Raw genomic sequence first — 16,412 nt, 5'->3', positions numbered from 1 at the left:
TAAAAATTTCTCAATGTAAGTTTGGGGAAGGTTAATTTAATTTATCTCTGGCGGAATAGGGGGTTTGTTTCATCTATTATTTTTTCTATTTTAGAAGTATCAATATTTTTAAAATCAGCTATTTTTTTAGCCATAGTATCAGAAGAAAGGGGTTTTTGTTTAACAGAATTAATGGTTCCATCTTCATTATAGTTAACCTCAACTAAAGTAAGCTTCCCCTCTAAATTAACGTTTACCTGCCAAGTTCCCGAGGGTAAATTGCCCGCTTTCATTAAACCCTTGGCGTAAATGGTAATCAAAGTATCGGGAGATGTTTTTGAATAGTCAATGTTAAGCGTTTTTAATGTTTCGCGTATTTCATCATTTAAGGGTTTATTGTCAATAAGGCGCTCTTCTTTATATGTTAAATTTTCCGGTGAAGTGGGCGTTAATATAGAAATATGTTTGGAATTTTTTCCAACAAACAACTTTACGGGAGTATCTTTTTGGGTAACCTCAACACCGTTTTTTATTTTTATATTTTCATCGCAAAAGCGGGTGAACGTTTTGTTTTTGCCTTTATAAAATTTAGCAATAATGCCGTCAACCTCATCGCAGGAAATGCTTTCATAACCTCTCATCATAAGCCCCTGCCCCGTTTTTGACGAGGAGTACAGCACGTCTTCCCCGCGGGAAGTATATTGGTCTGTTAAAGCGAAAGCGTGGCCCAGTTCATGCGTTATGATTGAAAAGTAAGTTGGATCGTCATCATAGAAAAAACTTTTATTAAGCTTCCATATTAAATCCTGCTCGCGCGGCGTGTATTTCCCATATGCTATTTTTTGCATTAAAAAAGGTATTTGTTTAACAAGTTCTTTTTCCTCGCTAGTTATTATTGTGGGGATATCACGGTTTTCCTCGGCGTAGAGTATAACATCGATTATGTTTTTTGCTATACAGATATAAGGGGGCACGTTTGGCTGCATAGAAAAAAAAGCCGTGGTCACTGAGCTTCCATGTATAGCTTGGCAATATTTAGGCGCTTCAATAAAGTTTATATCAGCTGTTTGACCGTGTTTATGGGTTGGGAAATACTGTACAAATTTAGGATTATTACTTAAATCACAATTATAAATTCTTTTAAATTCAATCTTTCTTTCTAATATTTTTATAAGGTCTTTAAATTCTTCTTGGCGGCCCTCTTTTTTTATGCGTAAAGCCATGCCGTAAGTCCATTCTTTAAATGCCGCTTTTATATGTAGATCAAGGTTTTTGTCAGAGATGCCGGATTTGCCCTCAGGCTGCGCTATACAATAGGTTATTTCATTTATGTTCGGGTCCGTTATTTTATCAAACAAAAACACGTCTTTTTCCGGACGGGAAAGAGTTTCATAAGTTCCGTAAGGACTGGCCCCGTAAGAAAAAACCGCCGATAATGCAAGTAAAAAAAACGCGGAAAATCTTTTCATATCAATATTTTATGTGATTTTATTTTAAATTAAAAGGGCCAAAAGACCCAGACAGAATTAGGACTTTTGCCCATAAATCCTTTGCGCGGCTAAATATATGTAAAAAATTTTGCGTAAAAACATAGGACTTTTTTTTTCTTAACGGTTTTTAATTTTTTTGTAAAATATCTGTATATGAAAAAGAGCGCAAAGGTTATTTTATATGTTTACACGGACCCAATTTTTATGATGACGGCTCCCGGCACCTTTGCCCCCAAGAAAATTTAAAAAGGACTCCCTGCCCCCAAACGGCAGGGAGTTTTTTTATAAGTAATTATTTATATGAAACAAAAAGGAGAGCATCAAGTATGCCAATAGTAAGAACAGCTGCCGAGCTTAAAAAAATACAGGAAATACTAAAAACAGCGCAGGAAAATAATATTCAGTTTATCAAAATATGGTTTGTTGATATTTTAGGTAATTTGAAATCACTCGCGATATCGCACCGTGAGTTTGAATACGCCTTAACGGAAGGTATGGGGTTGGACGGATCTTCCATTGAAGGGTTTGCCAGAATATATGAGTCGGACCTTGTGGCTTTACCTGATTTGGATACCTTTACAATTTTGCCTGAGGAGCTTATGGGAATGCCCGTGGCGCGCCTTTTTTGCGATATCAAAAGACCCGACGGTAAACAATTTGAAGGCGATACCCGCTATATATTAAAGAAAAACCTTGCCGAAATGAAAAAAGCCGGTTTTGACCAGTTTATGGTAGGGCCCGAACTTGAGTTCTTTTATTTTAAAGACGACAAAAATATTGAGCCTTTAGACAAAGGCGGTTATTATGACAGCATACCGATAGACGAATCCCATTCTTTAAGACGCAAAACCATGATAATGCTTGAAAAACTCGGCATACGCGTTGAATACGCCCACCATGAGGTTGCCCCCTCCCAGCATGAAATAGATTTAAGGTATGACGAAGCCTTAAAAATGGCTGATAACGTTATTACCTATAAAGCCGTGGTTAAAATGATGGCTGAGCAGCACGGGTGCTACGCTACTTTTATGCCCAAACCCATGCAAGGCCAAAACGGCAGCGGCATGCACGTTCACCAGTCTTTATTTAAAGACGGCAAAAACACCTTTTTTGACGCTAAGGACGAATACTATCTTTCCCCCACCGCCAAACATTATATAGCCGGTGTTATGGAAAATGTTAAAGGTATTGTGGCCATAACAAACCAGTGGGTTAACTCCTACAAACGTCTGGTTCCCGGTTATGAAGCGCCTGTTTATATCGCCTGGGGCCGTAAAAACAGAAGCACTTTAATAAGAATACCGCAGGTAAAAACGGGCAAACCTAACGCAACGCGCATTGAGTGCCGTTTTCCTGATCCGGCCTGCAACCCTTACCTTGCTTTTTCAGTAATGCTGGCGGCGGGGCTTGACGGCATTAAAAGGAAATTAAAGCTTTGTGATCCTGTTGAGGATAATATTTTCAAAATGACCAAAGAAGAAAGGAAATGTCATAAGATTGATAATCTTCCGGGGTATCTTTTCCACGCGGTTGACGCTTTAAAAGCAAGCGATGTTACCAAACGCGCGCTTGGCGAACATACTTTTGAAAAGTTTATAGCTAATAAAAAAGTAGAGTGGGACCAGTACAGGCTGCGTATAACGGATTACGAGATTGAGAAGTATTTGCCGTTATTATAATAAAAAGATAATATATTAAAAAACAGAAGCGTAGATTTTTTAAAATCTACGCTTCCTTATCAAGAGGTTAAAAGTGAAACAAATATTAATTTTAGATTTTGGAAGCCAATACACCCAGTTAATAGCCAGACGTTTAAGGGAAGAGCAGATTTATTGTGAAATTTTGCCCTTCAATACAAAATATGAAGATATTATTGCGCTTGATCCTGCGGGTGTTATTCTTTCCGGAGGGCCAAGCAGCGTTTACGGCGCGGGCGCACCTAAACCGGACCCGAAAATATTTTCCATAGATAAACCTGTTTTAGGTATTTGTTACGGTATGCAGCTTTTGGCGGTTAACGGCGGCGGTAAAGTAACCGCTTGCAAAAAAAGAGAATACGGTTTTGCCGAAGTTAAAATTAAAGCCTCTACTTCTAAACTCTTAAAAGGCATGCCTAAAAAATTTACCGCATGGATGAGCCATGGGGACGGCGTTCACGCCATGCCTAAAAATTTTAAAGTAACGGCAACAACGTCAACGTCCCCCTTCAGCGCGGCGGAAGATGATAAAAACAAACGATACGCCGTGCAGTTCCACCCCGAAGTGGTGCACACTGCGCACGGTTCTAAAATACTTAAGAACTTTGCCCGTGTAATATGCGGTTATAAAGAAAAATGGACTCCCGCTTCCATAATGACAGCGTCCATTGCCGCCATGAAAAAACAAATAGGCAAAGGGCATGTTATATGCGGTTTGTCTGGCGGGGTTGATTCGAGCGTTGTGGCGGCTTTACTTGCTAAAGCCATAGGAAAAAATTTGTACTGCATTTATGTTGACACTGGCCTTTTAAGAACGGGCGACAGGGAAAGAACCGAAGGTCTGGCTAAAAAACTCAAAGTTAATCTAAAAATAGTAGACGCGGAAAAACTTTTTTTAACCAAACTCGCCGGCGTTACCGACCCTGAAAAGAAAAGAAAAATTATAGGTGCTCTTTTTATTGAAGTTTTTGAAAAAGAAGCCAAAAAATTTAAAGACGCGCAATTCCTGGCGCAAGGTACGCTTTACCCCGATGTTATTGAATCAATGTCCGTAAAAGGCCCTTCGGACGTTATTAAAAGCCATCATAACGTAGGCGGCCTGCCTGAGAAAATGAATTTAAAGCTGGTAGAACCGCTTAGATTTTTATTTAAAGATGAAGTAAGGGCATTGGGGCGCGAACTTGGTTTAGGAAGCGAAATTGTTGATATTCACCCTTTCCCGGGCCCAGGCCTTGCCGTAAGAATATTAGGCGCTGTTAATAAACCGGATTTGGACACTTTACGCGCGGCCGATTTTATTGTGCGTGAAGAACTTTATAAAAGCGGGTGGGATAAAAAATCCTGGCAGGCTTTTGCCGTTTTGCTTCCCATTAAAACCGTGGGCGTTATGGGTGATGAAAGAACTTATGAAAAAGCCGCCTGCGTGCGCTGCGTTAACAGCGTTGACGGCATGACGGCCGATTGGACCAAACTGCCTTATGACGTTCTTCAAAAAATATCCGGCAGAATTATAAGCGAGGTAAGAGGTATAAACAAAGTAGTTTACGATATAACCTCAAAACCGCCGTCAACAATTGAATGGGAATAATTTAAAAAGCCCCGCTGAAAAGCGGGGCTTTAATATTTTAAAATAAAACTCCCCTGTTAATTTTAGTTACACTGGAACGTTACCTGATCCTGCCTGCCAGAACTGCAGTCATTGGCATAACACATACTGCCGTAGCTGGAACAATACGCGCCTTCTATGTTATTGTAAGACAACTGCCCGCCCATGCCATAGCAGCTGCTGTATTCCATGCAAGATCCGCCTGCAGAAGCGCGGCTAATCTGCCTCCATCTATAGCTGCTTCCCGTTCCGCCTGAAATATTTGTCATGGTAACATTAATATCAACGTCAGCATTCTCTACACAAGCCCTTCCCCAGCCGGAATACGCGCCATTGTTTTGCGGGCCGTATGAAATATTGCTGCCGCTGCTTGGAGGCGATACTGAAATGTAGCTGGCATAACAGTTTGCGCCGTTAATTTGGAAATCAAAACATTCATCTTTTTGCGCGTAGTATTCTAAAACTTTTGATTCGTCTGTATATATGGTGGCGTAACGGCTGCCGCTAACCGTTATTCCACAGCGTCCGTTAGTGGAAAAAGTGTTTAACCTAACATTATAGTATTTGATTTTTTCACAGCACGCGCCGTCTTCTTGGTATTGGGCGCTTGTCCTTTTGTATCCGCTAAGACAATTACCACACGGTGTTTTGCATACGCCGTTTATATTAACCTGGTTGCCTATACATCTTATTGCGTCGGCACAGCATTCAACCTCTCTTTTATAATAAAAATTTCCTCTGCAATCAACAGCTGTTAATTGCACTTCCGGCACTTTTGAGCAGTCAAGAACATAACCCGGAACTTTTTTTCCGCTAAAGTTTCCGCCTGAGTTATTGCAACCATGCCACTCCGCAGGTATAAAGCATGTTACACCTCTTGAGTTATTACAAATAGCTATCTTTTCCATATCTGACAGATTGCTAGATTCAACAGTCCAACTTGCCGAATATCCGCAGGTAGTAACCTCGGTTTTGCTTGAATTTGTCCAACAGCACTGGTTACCAACAAAATAGCTGCCGCTGCATTGTTGATCCGTTTTGTACTCCATAGGAGGTACAATGGGGGTATGAAAGTCGCTGCAGCTTCTATTGTTTTTAAAGTCTTCAGTAGTGCAGGTATATCTGTTTAAGCTGTCTCCGTTGCATGTATCATAACCGCCTATTCCATAGTTGCCGTATAAATTGTCCTGCTGTTGAAAATCATCACTTAATCTCGAAAAATAGTCTACACATGTTTTCTTTTCTGCGCCGCAGACAAATTTTTCTTTACTATTGCTGTCGCAGGTATCTAAACCGTTTGGTACATAAATAGCTGTAAGTTGGAATTCTTCCGGGCCGTAATTATTAAAAGCACATGTAGCAGGTGCGACATCCCCCTGGTCAATAGCTAAAAATGTTTTGGTGTCCTTGCCTTTTGAAGGGTCCGAAGGGTCAATATAATAAGTAATACTCCTCCATACCATGTTGGAAGCGCCCGGTACAGCAGCCTTAGCGTAAGGAAATACTTTTGCCCCCGTTCCCGTGCCTAACATAATTGTATTTGCCGCGTAAGCATTGCCCGTGGCTGAGTTTGTTATATTTACAGCCTGCGCCTGCGGTATACCGCCCGAAGCTATTTTAAGGTATTCGCCTTCAACTTGCAATGTACCCGTTGCTGCGGTGCTTTTACCTGTTTTTGTAGCCTGGGCCTGTACTTTTTTAATATCCGAAGTTAAATTTTCATTAACTTTTAAAACGCCTATATCGGCTGTTTTAAGTTTAACTTTAGCGCCTGCGGCATCCGCAGGATTGACTTTAGTGTCGTTAACCTGAACATTGGAATAAGACGCGTAAGGCGTGGGATAATAGGTAACCATTTCCATGGATTCCGCCGCCCAAATGTTGCCGCTCAAAAATAACACTGCCGATACAAGTACAACAAAGGTATTTTTCATATATTATTGTCCTATTTTACAGAGTTTGTAAGTATTAATTCTTATAAAAGACTTTATTGCTATATTAATATTAAAAAGATAATATTAAAATGTATATATTAATTTTTATAATATTTATAGGCTATAAGTCAATAAATTAATATATAAAAGTATTTAATTTAAACGTTAAAAAACACTGTGGTAATAACTGAAGAGAATAATTTAAAAACCTCCGCAAATAATATTTGCGGAGGTTTTTAAATTGCCGGGAAAATATTCCCATATATTTAATTTAATAGCCTGAGGCGCAGCCCAACCCGCCTCCAATAGGAAAAGGGTCAGATTTGCAGCATGTTAAGACTCCTTGAAGCCTGACATCTGTACCTGATTCCGGATTTGTTGTAAATTTATAGTATCCTCCTCTTGTTCCGCATGGGCAGTTAAGCGTATATCCGCCATCCATACTGCAATACTCTTTACAGGTAAGTCTAGCTTTTTGTTGGTTAATAATATAGCGCATCCAATCCTGCGTAGGAACACTGTAGTATGGGCTGTCATAGGGTATAACGCCCCCATACTTACATTCCGCTGAATCAGAACCAAAAGTTAAACAACCGCAAGCTTTGAAATTTCCGTTAACGCAGGAACACTCTGTAGAAGAAGGGTTGTTCTTACAAGGGTCGCACGTTGTTACGGCTGAATTACATTCCATACATTTTGATAAATCTGTCAATCCCCCCGTTTTAACGTTGTAACACAGGTCCTGGCAATTGGAGGGATCAAAACATTCTCTGCATTGTAAACCGCCAGGAACAGATATACACGGGTTGCATTTGCCGGTTGCTTTATCAAAAGAGTATGTTGCGGGGCATTGTACAAAGCCGTCGCCGCACGGGTCCGCTTTGCAGCATTCGCCGTCTTCAGTATATTTAGATAAAGTTTTTATCTGCCCTATCGGACAAAGCGTCGGGCACGGTGTTTTGCATACTCCGCTTACATCCACCTGAGGGGCGGAACATGAAGCCGAACCGCAACAAGTTACGGTTGTTCTTTCATAATCAATAACAAATTCGTTGCATACGACAGTACGTACTTTTTTAACAGCAGTGCAGGTTCCATCATTATATTCACAAATTTTTCCCGTGTAAGGATTTACATAATGAGATTGCGTCACATCGTTACACATGTAATATGATTTGGTAGCGTTGTTCTCACAGTTAAATTCTTGTTCAATATTTTTACCGGGACATGTGTCATTCCAAATTAGTATTTCCTGCCAGGAACCATAGATATTTTGCGGATCCCAGCCGTTACCGGGTATGCGGTGCCTTATGTCATAACAAGTTCCTTCAAAGGTCCCGTCGCATTTATATGCGGTATTAGGGTTTTTATCGGGGCAGGTATCCATTGCTGCTATTTGCGCTTTAGCCTGGTCAAAGGAATAGCTTTGTTTATCAGGCATATAGCTTGACCATAGTGCGTTACTATGCGATTCATATTTATCTTCACATGCGTTTTGTGGCGCGCCCTGGTCAATAACTAAAAATGTTTTGGTGTCCTTGCCTTTTGAAGGGTCCGAAGGGTCAATATAATAAGTAATACTCCTCCATACCATGTTGGAAGCGCCCGGTACAGCAGCCTTAGCGTAAGGAAATACTTTTGCCCCCGTTCCCGTGCCTAACATAATTGTATTTGCCGCGTAAGCATTGCCCGTGGCTGAGTTTGTTATATTTACAGCCTGCGCCTGCGGTATACCGCCCGAAGCTATTTTAAGGTATTCGCCTTCAACTTGCAATGTACCCGTTGCTGCGGTGCTTTTACCTGTTTTTGTAGCCTGGGCCTGTACTTTTTTAATATCCGAAGTTAAATTTTCATTAACTTTTAAAACGCCTATATCGGCTGTTTTAAGTTTAACTTTAGCGCCTGAAGCGTTAGAAGGGTTAACTTTAGTGTCGTTAACCTGAACATTGGAGTAAGCAGCGTAAGGTGTGGGATAATAGGTAACCATTTCCATGGATTCCGCCGCCCAAATGTTGCCCGATAAAAGACAAATTATTGATAACCCTGCTAAATATTTTTTCTTCATATTTATGAATATCCTTTATTATAAAGTCATTTATACATATTGTTTATAAATATAACAATTATATATTAAAAAAACAAGGGTTTTTAAAAAAAATAAATTTTTTTTTATCCATTTTGTATATTAAAAATAATTATTTTAGGTAGTTCGTTGTAATTTTATTAAACCACGCAGAATTTATTTTCTTTTAAAAAAGACAGGGCCTCCTAACGGCAGGTCCCGTTTTTTTAATGAAGACCGCAAAATTGCAGTATATTACATATATAAATATAAAATAAAACGCGAATTTTTTATTAAAATTGTAACTTGCCGTGTTGGCAAAACTTTTAATAATTAAAGTTCATATGCGGTTAAACAGCAATTAAAAAAGCGTAGCGAATATTCCGCTACGCTTTTTATATATAAAAACTTATTTTTTTAAGTCTAAAACTTCGTCGATAAGGCCGTACGCTTTTGCTTCTTGGGCGGACATATAATAATTACGTTCGCTGTCTTGCCTGATTTTTTCTTTATCCTGGCCGGTGTGATGGGCTAAAATATCAAGCAGGTGTTCTTTGTTTTTACGGAGTTCGTTTGACTCAATTTCAATATCGGTAACTTGGCCGCTTATGCCGCCGCCCCATATTAAAGGCTGGTGAATCATAATTCTGGCATGAGGCAAAGCGTATCTTTTGCCTTTAGAACCCGCCGCTAAAAGAACTGCGCCGAAACTCATTGCCTGGCCCATGCATATTGTTGTTATAGGCGCTTTAATGAACTGCATAGTATCATAAATGGCAAGACCCGCCGTTACAAGCCCTCCGGGTGAATTGATGTATAAATTTATTTCCCTTTCAGAATCTTCAGCGTCCAAATACAGCAGCTGGGCTATAATCATTGTGGCGCTGGCGGTATCAACCTCACCTTCGCGGCCGCCTACAAATATAATTCTGTCTTTAAGAAGCCTTGAAAAAATATCATAACCTACGTTTTTTTCAATAATTGTGGGTATTATCATGTCCGTTTTCTCCGGTAAAAAATATTTGTTTATATTATAACTTTTTTAACTTTACAATATGTACCTTATTCCGTCGCTTGTGTTAAATAATTTCCCGCCCATTGATTTGCATAATTTGTCGCCAAAACTGCCCGCGCCCATTCTAGTAGAACAGGTGATTACGCCGCGGTGGGAGGCGTTAAAAATGTTTTCAAAATCTTCCGCATTTGTATATCTTACGTCAATCCAATACTTGCCGTCGTAAGAATTTTTACCCGCTTCTCTTATAAAAATATGTGATTTGCCATCCATTCTCAATTGTAGTTTGTTAACCACAATTTCGTTTGCGCTTATAATGTTTTTAGCGGGTAAATCAATATCAAGCATATCAAATGCCGTGGCGTATTTCCCTTCTGCTAAATAATATCTGTCCTGCGCGTCTTTGATGGCTTTACCCAAAACTAAAGCTTCCGTAACCCTGGCTTTTTCCACGGCTAAATTGTATTGCGGCAAAGCAATGGCCGCAAGTATTCCTATTATAAGAACAACTACTAGCAGTTCAATTAAAGTGAACCCTTTTTTCATAATATTCCCCCTTCTGTATATATTATAACAAAAACTACTTTTTAACTATTTTTTGCCGCCGCGGCCGCGCTTGCCCATGCCCAGTGCAGGTTATACCCCCCCAACCGGCCGGAAACGTCAATACATTCCCCCGTAAAGTAAAGCCCCTGTATTTTAACAGACTGCATGGAAGATGAAGACAGTTCCTTAGTGTCAACCCCTCCGCCGCTTATTTCCGCCTTTAAATAAGAGTTGTTTTTTTGAGGAACAAAGGTGTAAGAGGTTAAAATATTTTCTAAATCCGATATGGTTTGCTTTGTCGCGTTAGCGGCCTGTATATCAAAACCCTCAAGCAATGTTTTTAACATGCGTTGGGGCAGATAATCTTGAAAAAACTGCAAAAAAGTTTTATTTGTCTGCCGTGCCAGAGTTATTAACTCTTTTAAATTTATTAACGGCAAGAAATTTATTTTTATTTCCTCTTCACCCTGCGTCCATAAAGACATTTGCAAAGCGGCCGGCCCGCTTACGCCGTAATGGGTAAAAAGAAGGTCGTCAATAATCTTTACTTTCCCGCAGGTTAAGGCGGCCTTGCAGGAAAGCCCTGTTAAAGTGCCAAATTTTTTAAGTTCCTTTTCCCTCCATAAAAACGGGCATAGCGCGGGGTATGGCTCAACAACATTAAGCCCAAATTTTTTAGCAGCGTCAAAAGCGAAAGAAGACGCCCCTATTTTAGGCATGGGAAGCCCGCCCGTAGCTATAATAACGTTTTTAGCGTGCAAGTCTTTTGAAGATGTTTTTATAATAAAATAATTTTCGGTTTTTTCAATATCAAACGCTTTTATGTTAAATAAAAATTCAGCCCCTGTGTTTTTGCATTCAAGAGTAAGCATATCAACAATATCTTTTGCGTTAAAACCAAAATATTCGCCTTTTTCCCTTTCTTCCCAGGCGATGCGGTGTTTGTCTAATAAAGCCGTGAAATCAGAAGGTTTAAACCCCGCCAAAGCGCTTTTGCAAAAATGTATGTTTTGTGAGCGGTAATCTTTAAAAGAAACGGATTTGTTTGAAAAATTACAATTCCCTCCGCCTGTTATTAAAAGTTTTTTACCCGCGTTTGGATTATGGTCTATTATTAAAGTATTTTCCCCAAGCAGCCTTCCCGCCATAAGGCCGGAAGCTCCCGCGCCTATAATCACCGTTTTATATATATTCATATTTTTATTTTACTTTATTTGGTAAATCTCTATATAAAAAAACAGCCGCCATATTTCGGCGGCTGTTTTTTTATAATTAAAACTATTTGTTTGTGATATCGAGTTCGACTCTGCGGTTTTTCGCGCGGCCTTCTTTTGTTTTGTTGTCCGCAATAGGATCCGCCGCTCCGTAACCTTTAGCCGTAACGTTAGCTTCGTTTACTCCGTTTTCAACGAGTACGTTTCTTACGGAGTTAGCTCTTTTTTCGGAAAGAACAACGTTGTAAGCCGGATCGCCTAGAGAATCAGTATAACCTTTAACTTCGGTTTGCATGTTGGGGCGGGCTTTAAGAACCACGGCGACTTTCTTTAAAGGATCATAAGATTCTGTTTTAAGCTTGTCGCTGTTAGTTTCAAATAAGATAGGGGTTGTGAAAGTGACAACCTGTTTTGTTCCGGCTTGTCTTACGCTGGCGTAACCTGATACTTCTTCGGATAAATTTTTAGGTTCCGGTTTAGCTTGGTGTTTAACTATAACAACCTTTTTTTCAATTTTAACTACTTTAGGGCAGGGTTTAACATTCCTGAAAGGATGGCATGTCCCGCATTTTTGTGCCGCCGCGAATGTTGCGGCGAACATCATAACTAACATAATTGCTAATATCTTTTTCATTTTTATTCTTGCTCCTTAAGTTAAATACTTGCAAAACCATTCTATCAAACCTGGTTTAAAATTACCAGTTGATTTTAAAAGATGTTTTGGTTATTCCTGACAGGGGAACTTTGCTTTTTAACTCTTCTATGCTAATTTCCAGCAAAGGATGTTTCGCTTTTGGCGCTATTTCGTAAAGTGGGAAAAGGACAAAGTTTCTGTCCTGCATTAAAGGATGCGGAACGGTTAACTCCGGCAGATTTATAACTTTGCTGCCATAGAATATAATATCTAAGTCTATTTCCCTGGGGCCGTTTTTAAAGGTGGGCTTGCGGCCTAAAGAGGTTTCAAATTCTTTTAATTTGGATAAAAGTGTTAAAGGCTGTAAACCGGTAAACAGGCTAAGCGCCATATTATAAAAGTTTTTTTGCCCGGCGTATCCCCACGGTTCGGATTCATAAACAGAGGACGTTTTTTCTATTTTCCCGACGCTTTTTATTAAACCTGCCGCAGCTTGCAGATTTCTAAGCCTGTCGCCCTTATTAGAGCCTAGGGCTATAATAACTTTACTCATCTTCCCCTTCATAAATAACGGCGGATTGGGGTGTTTCATAAACAGTTACGCAATGAAGCATTTTTCCATAAGAATCCTTTAAACGGCGGAAAATCCATACAGCAAGTTTTTCGGTAGTAGGATCTTTTAAAAAAATATTTAAGTTTTTATCTTTTAATTCTTTATTAATAAGAGTATTCATATCCTCTTCCACTATACGAAAATCCGTAAGAAAACCCTCATTGTTAGTAAATCCGCAAAGTTTTATCTCGTAATGGAAGGTATGTGTATGCTGGGCTTCATTAAGCATTCCTTCATGAGAATGTGCCGCGGTAAAAGAGCTTTTTTTAATAAGATAAACCTTATGCTTTTCCATAAAAACATCCTTTTACTTAAATTATTTACACAAAATTATATAATATTTCACATGTGCCTATTTAAGTATAAGAAAATGTTTTTTTTAGTTTTTATTATTTTTATCTCCGCCTGCGTTGAGCGAAATAAAAACGATATTTTAATCCCCCCCGCCGCGCCTGTTGCCTTACAAAAGGATAATATTACGCTTACCTTCGCGGGCGATTTGATGGCGCATAAATCCAATACAAAAATAAAAGATTTAAGCCTTATTTATAAAGACGTTAAAGAAATTTTTGAGGAAGCGGACCTTTCTTTTGTTAATTTAGAAACCCCGATTTATGAGGAAAAAGGTTACAAAGGGTATCCCCGCTTCAGTATTAAAAAAGAGTATGCCGACGCCGCCCAACAGGCGGGGCTGAATGTATTTTCCTTAGCTAACAACCATACAAACGACCAGGGCGAAAAAGGCGTTGAGGAAACTTATAAGTATTTTGCCGAGAGAAAAAAAGATAATATTTTTTCCGCCGGAATACGCGCTAAAAAAGAAGACGGCCTTTCTTACTCTTTAATAGAAACCGGCGGATGGAAAATACTTTTTGCCGCCGTTACAGAATTTTCCAACACTGTTGATGAAAGCAAAAGGGTAGATATAATATCTTCCACACCCAAAGGCCGAAGGAAATTTAAAGAAACTATAATAAAACTGCGGGAGGACAACCCCTGCGATGTTTTTGTTTTGTCAATGCATACTTATGAACCGGAATATGATTTGGAAGTAAAAGAAAGCCGCAAAACATATTTTAAAGAACTTAATAAAGCGGGCATTGATATTGTTTGGGGCGCGCATCCGCACGTTTTTCAAGGCTGGGACCAAACCGCCGATAAAATGGCAATTTATTCTTTAGGCAATTTAATTTCCGCGCAGCGTTTTAAACTTAATTATGACAACCCCGGCGAAAATAAACAATATACGGGTGACAGCGCCCTTTTACAGATTAAGCTAAAAAAATCCAAAGACGGCGGAGTAAAGATAGTAAATATTTTTCCTTACTTAATAACCACGCATATTGATGAAGACAGAAACTTCGTAATACGCCGTTTAACCAGTGAATTTGCCGACGAGCAAAACAAAAAAACAATGAAATACTATTTAAAACGCATTGAACTGATGAATAAACGCATTTAATACCTTGCGTCTTATATTTTTATATAATTAGTGTATTGGAGAGGTGTGTGAGTGGTTGAAACAGCAGGTCTCGAAAACCTGTATACCGCAAGGTATCGAGGGTTCAAATCCCTCCCTCTCCGTTTTACTATACAACGGGTGCTCACGACGAGCACCCGTTTTTTATTGTCTTTTTTGCTTTCTATCGTCTATCTATTAGTAACCCTTTGTAACTTTGCTTATATTTGCTTCACTCTTTATCTAGCTTACAATCGGGTACCAATTCGGGTACCGCAATTGGGTACCAGTTAGACGTAAGTTTTACGCACACTCTCTACGTCCTTTATTATTCCCGTGAGAGAACTTGTCCGAGTAAAGAGGATTATGAACATTAGTGCCATTGTGAACCGTATTGGGATATGGAGCAGGGAAGTTTATTTAGAGGAATTTGTGTAAATTGTTAAGCCGTTTAGAGGTTTTTCTCTAAACGGCTTTTTTGAAGCCAGCTTCCGTATCTTTAATTGTTTTAGATTTATTTTCTTTTTTGATATTATTCATAAATTTAAAATCTCAACACTGCCGTTCTATTGACATATCATTTTTCCGCACTGGTAAGCAAATTTGGGTTAATGGTCATAACGTGGTACATACCATTGATATTTGCAACCATATCGCGTATAAATTCGCGCATATTTTCATTGGTATAGCCGCCTTTTTTGAGGTCTTGAAATTCGCGGCGGAGAGCTAAATCAACCGCTTCCTGCGGCGACTTATATAAGCAAATGCCGCCGAATACATTCCAATGGCGGCTTTTATCCGCGCCGTCTTCTTTATTTCCGGGAAGCAGAAAATTATCAAGCGCAAGCGAACTTGGCAACATGTCATTTGGAATAAACTTAATCCAGCCGTATGGAATGCGGATTGCCTCGTCCAAAAGGCCAACAGCTTTCTTTTTATCTCCGCCTTTTAAACGCAACGCTTCTCTAAAAAGTAAAACCATCGGTAAATTGTGATTATTTACGCGCAGGTCTTGCAGCTTCCGTGACGTGCGCGCCACAGCCCGTAAGTAGCGCGGATCATGCTGGGCGTAGTCTATCAATGCGCGGAAATCGCCATCTTTGGCAGAAGTCTTGTAGTATTGCCACTCAGCACGTTGTAAATAGTTTTGCAGATCACTCAGATTACGCGCCGGTTTCATATTGGAAAAATCGTATTCCATACCCAAATCTTCTTTACTATAAACTGATACTTGCCGTAGCACATCTGTCCATTCTTTATTTCCGATTTCAAACTCCGCATAAAGCGGAGATTCCAACAGATCGCGCAAGTGGTCTCGAAAGACTAACAATTTAAGCGGAAAATCCGGCTGGTTGCGGGAAGTAAGCGTTTCGGCATCTTCAGTCAATTCAATAAGAGACAGCAGCAATTCATATCGGTCGCCGCTATCATAGAGACGTTTTGCGTTTAGCAATTTAATCCGCGCATAATCTTTTTCTATGTCCGTAAGGGTAGACTGACGTTTTTTCCAAGCGTTATCAAACCGTACAGCTTCCGCATATATTTCAGAATCAAGTTTGTCTGCATATGAATCATTGGTGTTTGGTTTAAAATCTTTCAGCCAATCCAATACCGAGTTTTGTACTCCGGCGTATGGCAATGCCCAAAGAGGACGCAAGTGATACTGTGCCACAGGTACATAGCGATATAATTCGCGGGGACGGGGAAAGGTTTCGCTGCGTGCCTGCGCTACCTCCAAAGAAGCATAAGGATTTCCGTTAGCCGCCACAAGTTGGCGGATAATATTAATGTCCTGTTCGTCAATATAGCCGTTTTGATTGAGATCTAAACGTAAAGTTGCGGCATTATCCAATGAATATGGATTATTAATAAATGTATAAAATAGAGATATATCTTTATTTGTCCAGCGATGATCGCCATCCAAATCACCTAACATTATCAGTTCAGATTCAACAGTGATACGATGCTTTGGGATAACATATTTCCAATAAGTGTATCCCATAAAGCCTAAAATTACCGCTCCCATTAAAATATATCTAAGCCATTTTGCCATAAACCCTTTTTTGAAACAGATTTGATTTAAAAATTTCTATTATAGCATTATAAAATTAAAAAAATTAAGATGCAAAGGGTGTTGTGTTTCAAAGATTTTTAATTTGGGTA

The 16,412-nt window shown here is 39.4% G+C and carries 13 protein-coding genes and 1 tRNA gene; 4 read left to right on the top strand and 10 right to left on the bottom strand.

Annotated elements, in window-relative coordinates; all coding sequences use genetic code 11:
- Nucleotides 1–41: 41 nt before the first annotated feature.
- Nucleotides 42–1,448, bottom strand: a complete 1,407-nt coding sequence (locus tag EMIN_RS03980) for a zinc metalloprotease (RefSeq protein ID WP_012414941.1) — start codon at nt 1,446–1,448, stop codon at nt 42–44.
- Nucleotides 1,449–1,795: 347 nt separating this feature from the next.
- Here EMIN_RS03980 and glnA point away from each other — a divergent pair, with 347 nt between their 5' ends.
- Both glnA and guaA read left to right on the top strand, forming a co-directional pair.
- Nucleotides 1,796–3,148: a type I glutamate--ammonia ligase gene (glnA, locus tag EMIN_RS03975; protein WP_012414940.1), complete on the top strand. Its 1,353-nt coding sequence runs from the start codon at nt 1,796–1,798 to the stop codon at nt 3,146–3,148.
- Between the two features lie 73 nt (nt 3,149–3,221).
- A complete protein-coding gene (guaA, locus tag EMIN_RS03970) occupies nt 3,222–4,754 on the top strand; it encodes a glutamine-hydrolyzing GMP synthase (RefSeq protein WP_012414939.1) in 1,533 nt (510 codons plus the stop codon).
- Between the two features lie 62 nt (nt 4,755–4,816).
- Here the strand turns inward: guaA and EMIN_RS03965 are convergent, their stop codons facing one another.
- The 8 genes from EMIN_RS03965 to EMIN_RS03930 form a co-directional block, all read right to left on the bottom strand.
- On the bottom strand, nt 4,817–6,706 hold the full coding sequence (locus EMIN_RS03965; RefSeq protein WP_012414938.1) for a hypothetical protein: 1,890 nt from the start codon (nt 6,704–6,706) through the stop codon (nt 4,817–4,819).
- Nucleotides 6,707–6,977: 271 nt separating this feature from the next.
- On the bottom strand, nt 6,978–8,771 hold the full coding sequence (locus EMIN_RS03960; RefSeq protein WP_012414937.1) for a hypothetical protein: 1,794 nt from the start codon (nt 8,769–8,771) through the stop codon (nt 6,978–6,980).
- Between the two features lie 406 nt (nt 8,772–9,177).
- Nucleotides 9,178–9,765 carry an ATP-dependent Clp protease proteolytic subunit gene (locus EMIN_RS03955; protein ID WP_012414936.1) on the bottom strand — a complete coding sequence of 196 codons (588 nt, stop codon included), beginning with the start codon at nt 9,763–9,765 and terminating at the stop codon, nt 9,178–9,180.
- A gap of 51 nt (nt 9,766–9,816) precedes the next feature.
- Nucleotides 9,817–10,329 carry a type IV pilin protein gene (locus EMIN_RS09620; protein ID WP_012414935.1) on the bottom strand — a complete coding sequence of 171 codons (513 nt, stop codon included), beginning with the start codon at nt 10,327–10,329 and terminating at the stop codon, nt 9,817–9,819.
- A 41-nt stretch (nt 10,330–10,370) separates the two neighbouring features.
- Entirely contained in the window at nt 10,371–11,525 is a 1,155-nt protein-coding gene (locus tag EMIN_RS03945) for a BaiN/RdsA family NAD(P)/FAD-dependent oxidoreductase (protein WP_012414934.1), read from the bottom strand.
- A gap of 82 nt (nt 11,526–11,607) precedes the next feature.
- Nucleotides 11,608–12,177 (bottom strand): OmpA family protein, encoded by a 570-nt coding sequence (locus tag EMIN_RS08230; RefSeq protein WP_012414933.1) that lies wholly within the window; start codon nt 12,175–12,177, stop codon nt 11,608–11,610.
- A 61-nt stretch (nt 12,178–12,238) separates the two neighbouring features.
- Nucleotides 12,239–12,730: a 2-amino-4-hydroxy-6-hydroxymethyldihydropteridine diphosphokinase gene (gene folK, locus EMIN_RS03935; RefSeq protein ID WP_012414932.1), complete on the bottom strand. Its 492-nt coding sequence runs from the start codon at nt 12,728–12,730 to the stop codon at nt 12,239–12,241.
- Complete coding sequence (locus EMIN_RS03930) at nt 12,723–13,085, bottom strand: 6-pyruvoyl trahydropterin synthase family protein (RefSeq protein WP_012414931.1); 363 nt, start codon at nt 13,083–13,085, stop codon at nt 12,723–12,725. The genes folK and EMIN_RS03930 overlap by 8 nt, the downstream gene beginning before the upstream one ends.
- Nucleotides 13,086–13,160: 75 nt before the next feature.
- On the opposite strand from EMIN_RS03930, the gene EMIN_RS03925 reads away from it, so the two are divergent.
- Together EMIN_RS03925 and EMIN_RS03920 are read left to right on the top strand one after the other, a co-directional pair.
- On the top strand, nt 13,161–14,252 hold the full coding sequence (locus EMIN_RS03925) for a CapA family protein (protein WP_012414930.1): 1,092 nt from the start codon (nt 13,161–13,163) through the stop codon (nt 14,250–14,252).
- Nucleotides 14,253–14,289: 37 nt separating this feature from the next.
- Nucleotides 14,290–14,374: transfer RNA gene (locus EMIN_RS03920), tRNA-Ser, on the top strand.
- Between the two features lie 452 nt (nt 14,375–14,826).
- Here the strand turns inward: EMIN_RS03920 and EMIN_RS03915 are convergent.
- The gene (locus EMIN_RS03915) at nt 14,827–16,302 is read right to left on the bottom strand and encodes a hypothetical protein (RefSeq protein WP_012414929.1); all 1,476 of its coding nucleotides are present in this window, start codon (nt 16,300–16,302) and stop codon (nt 14,827–14,829) included.
- Nucleotides 16,303–16,412 lie beyond the last annotated feature (110 nt).

The organism is Elusimicrobium minutum Pei191, from assembly GCF_000020145.1.
Lineage (GTDB): Bacteria > Elusimicrobiota > Elusimicrobia > Elusimicrobiales > Elusimicrobiaceae > Elusimicrobium > Elusimicrobium minutum.
The sequence above is the reverse complement of the archived record's forward strand: the minus strand, read 5'-3'. Positions and strand labels throughout refer to the sequence as shown.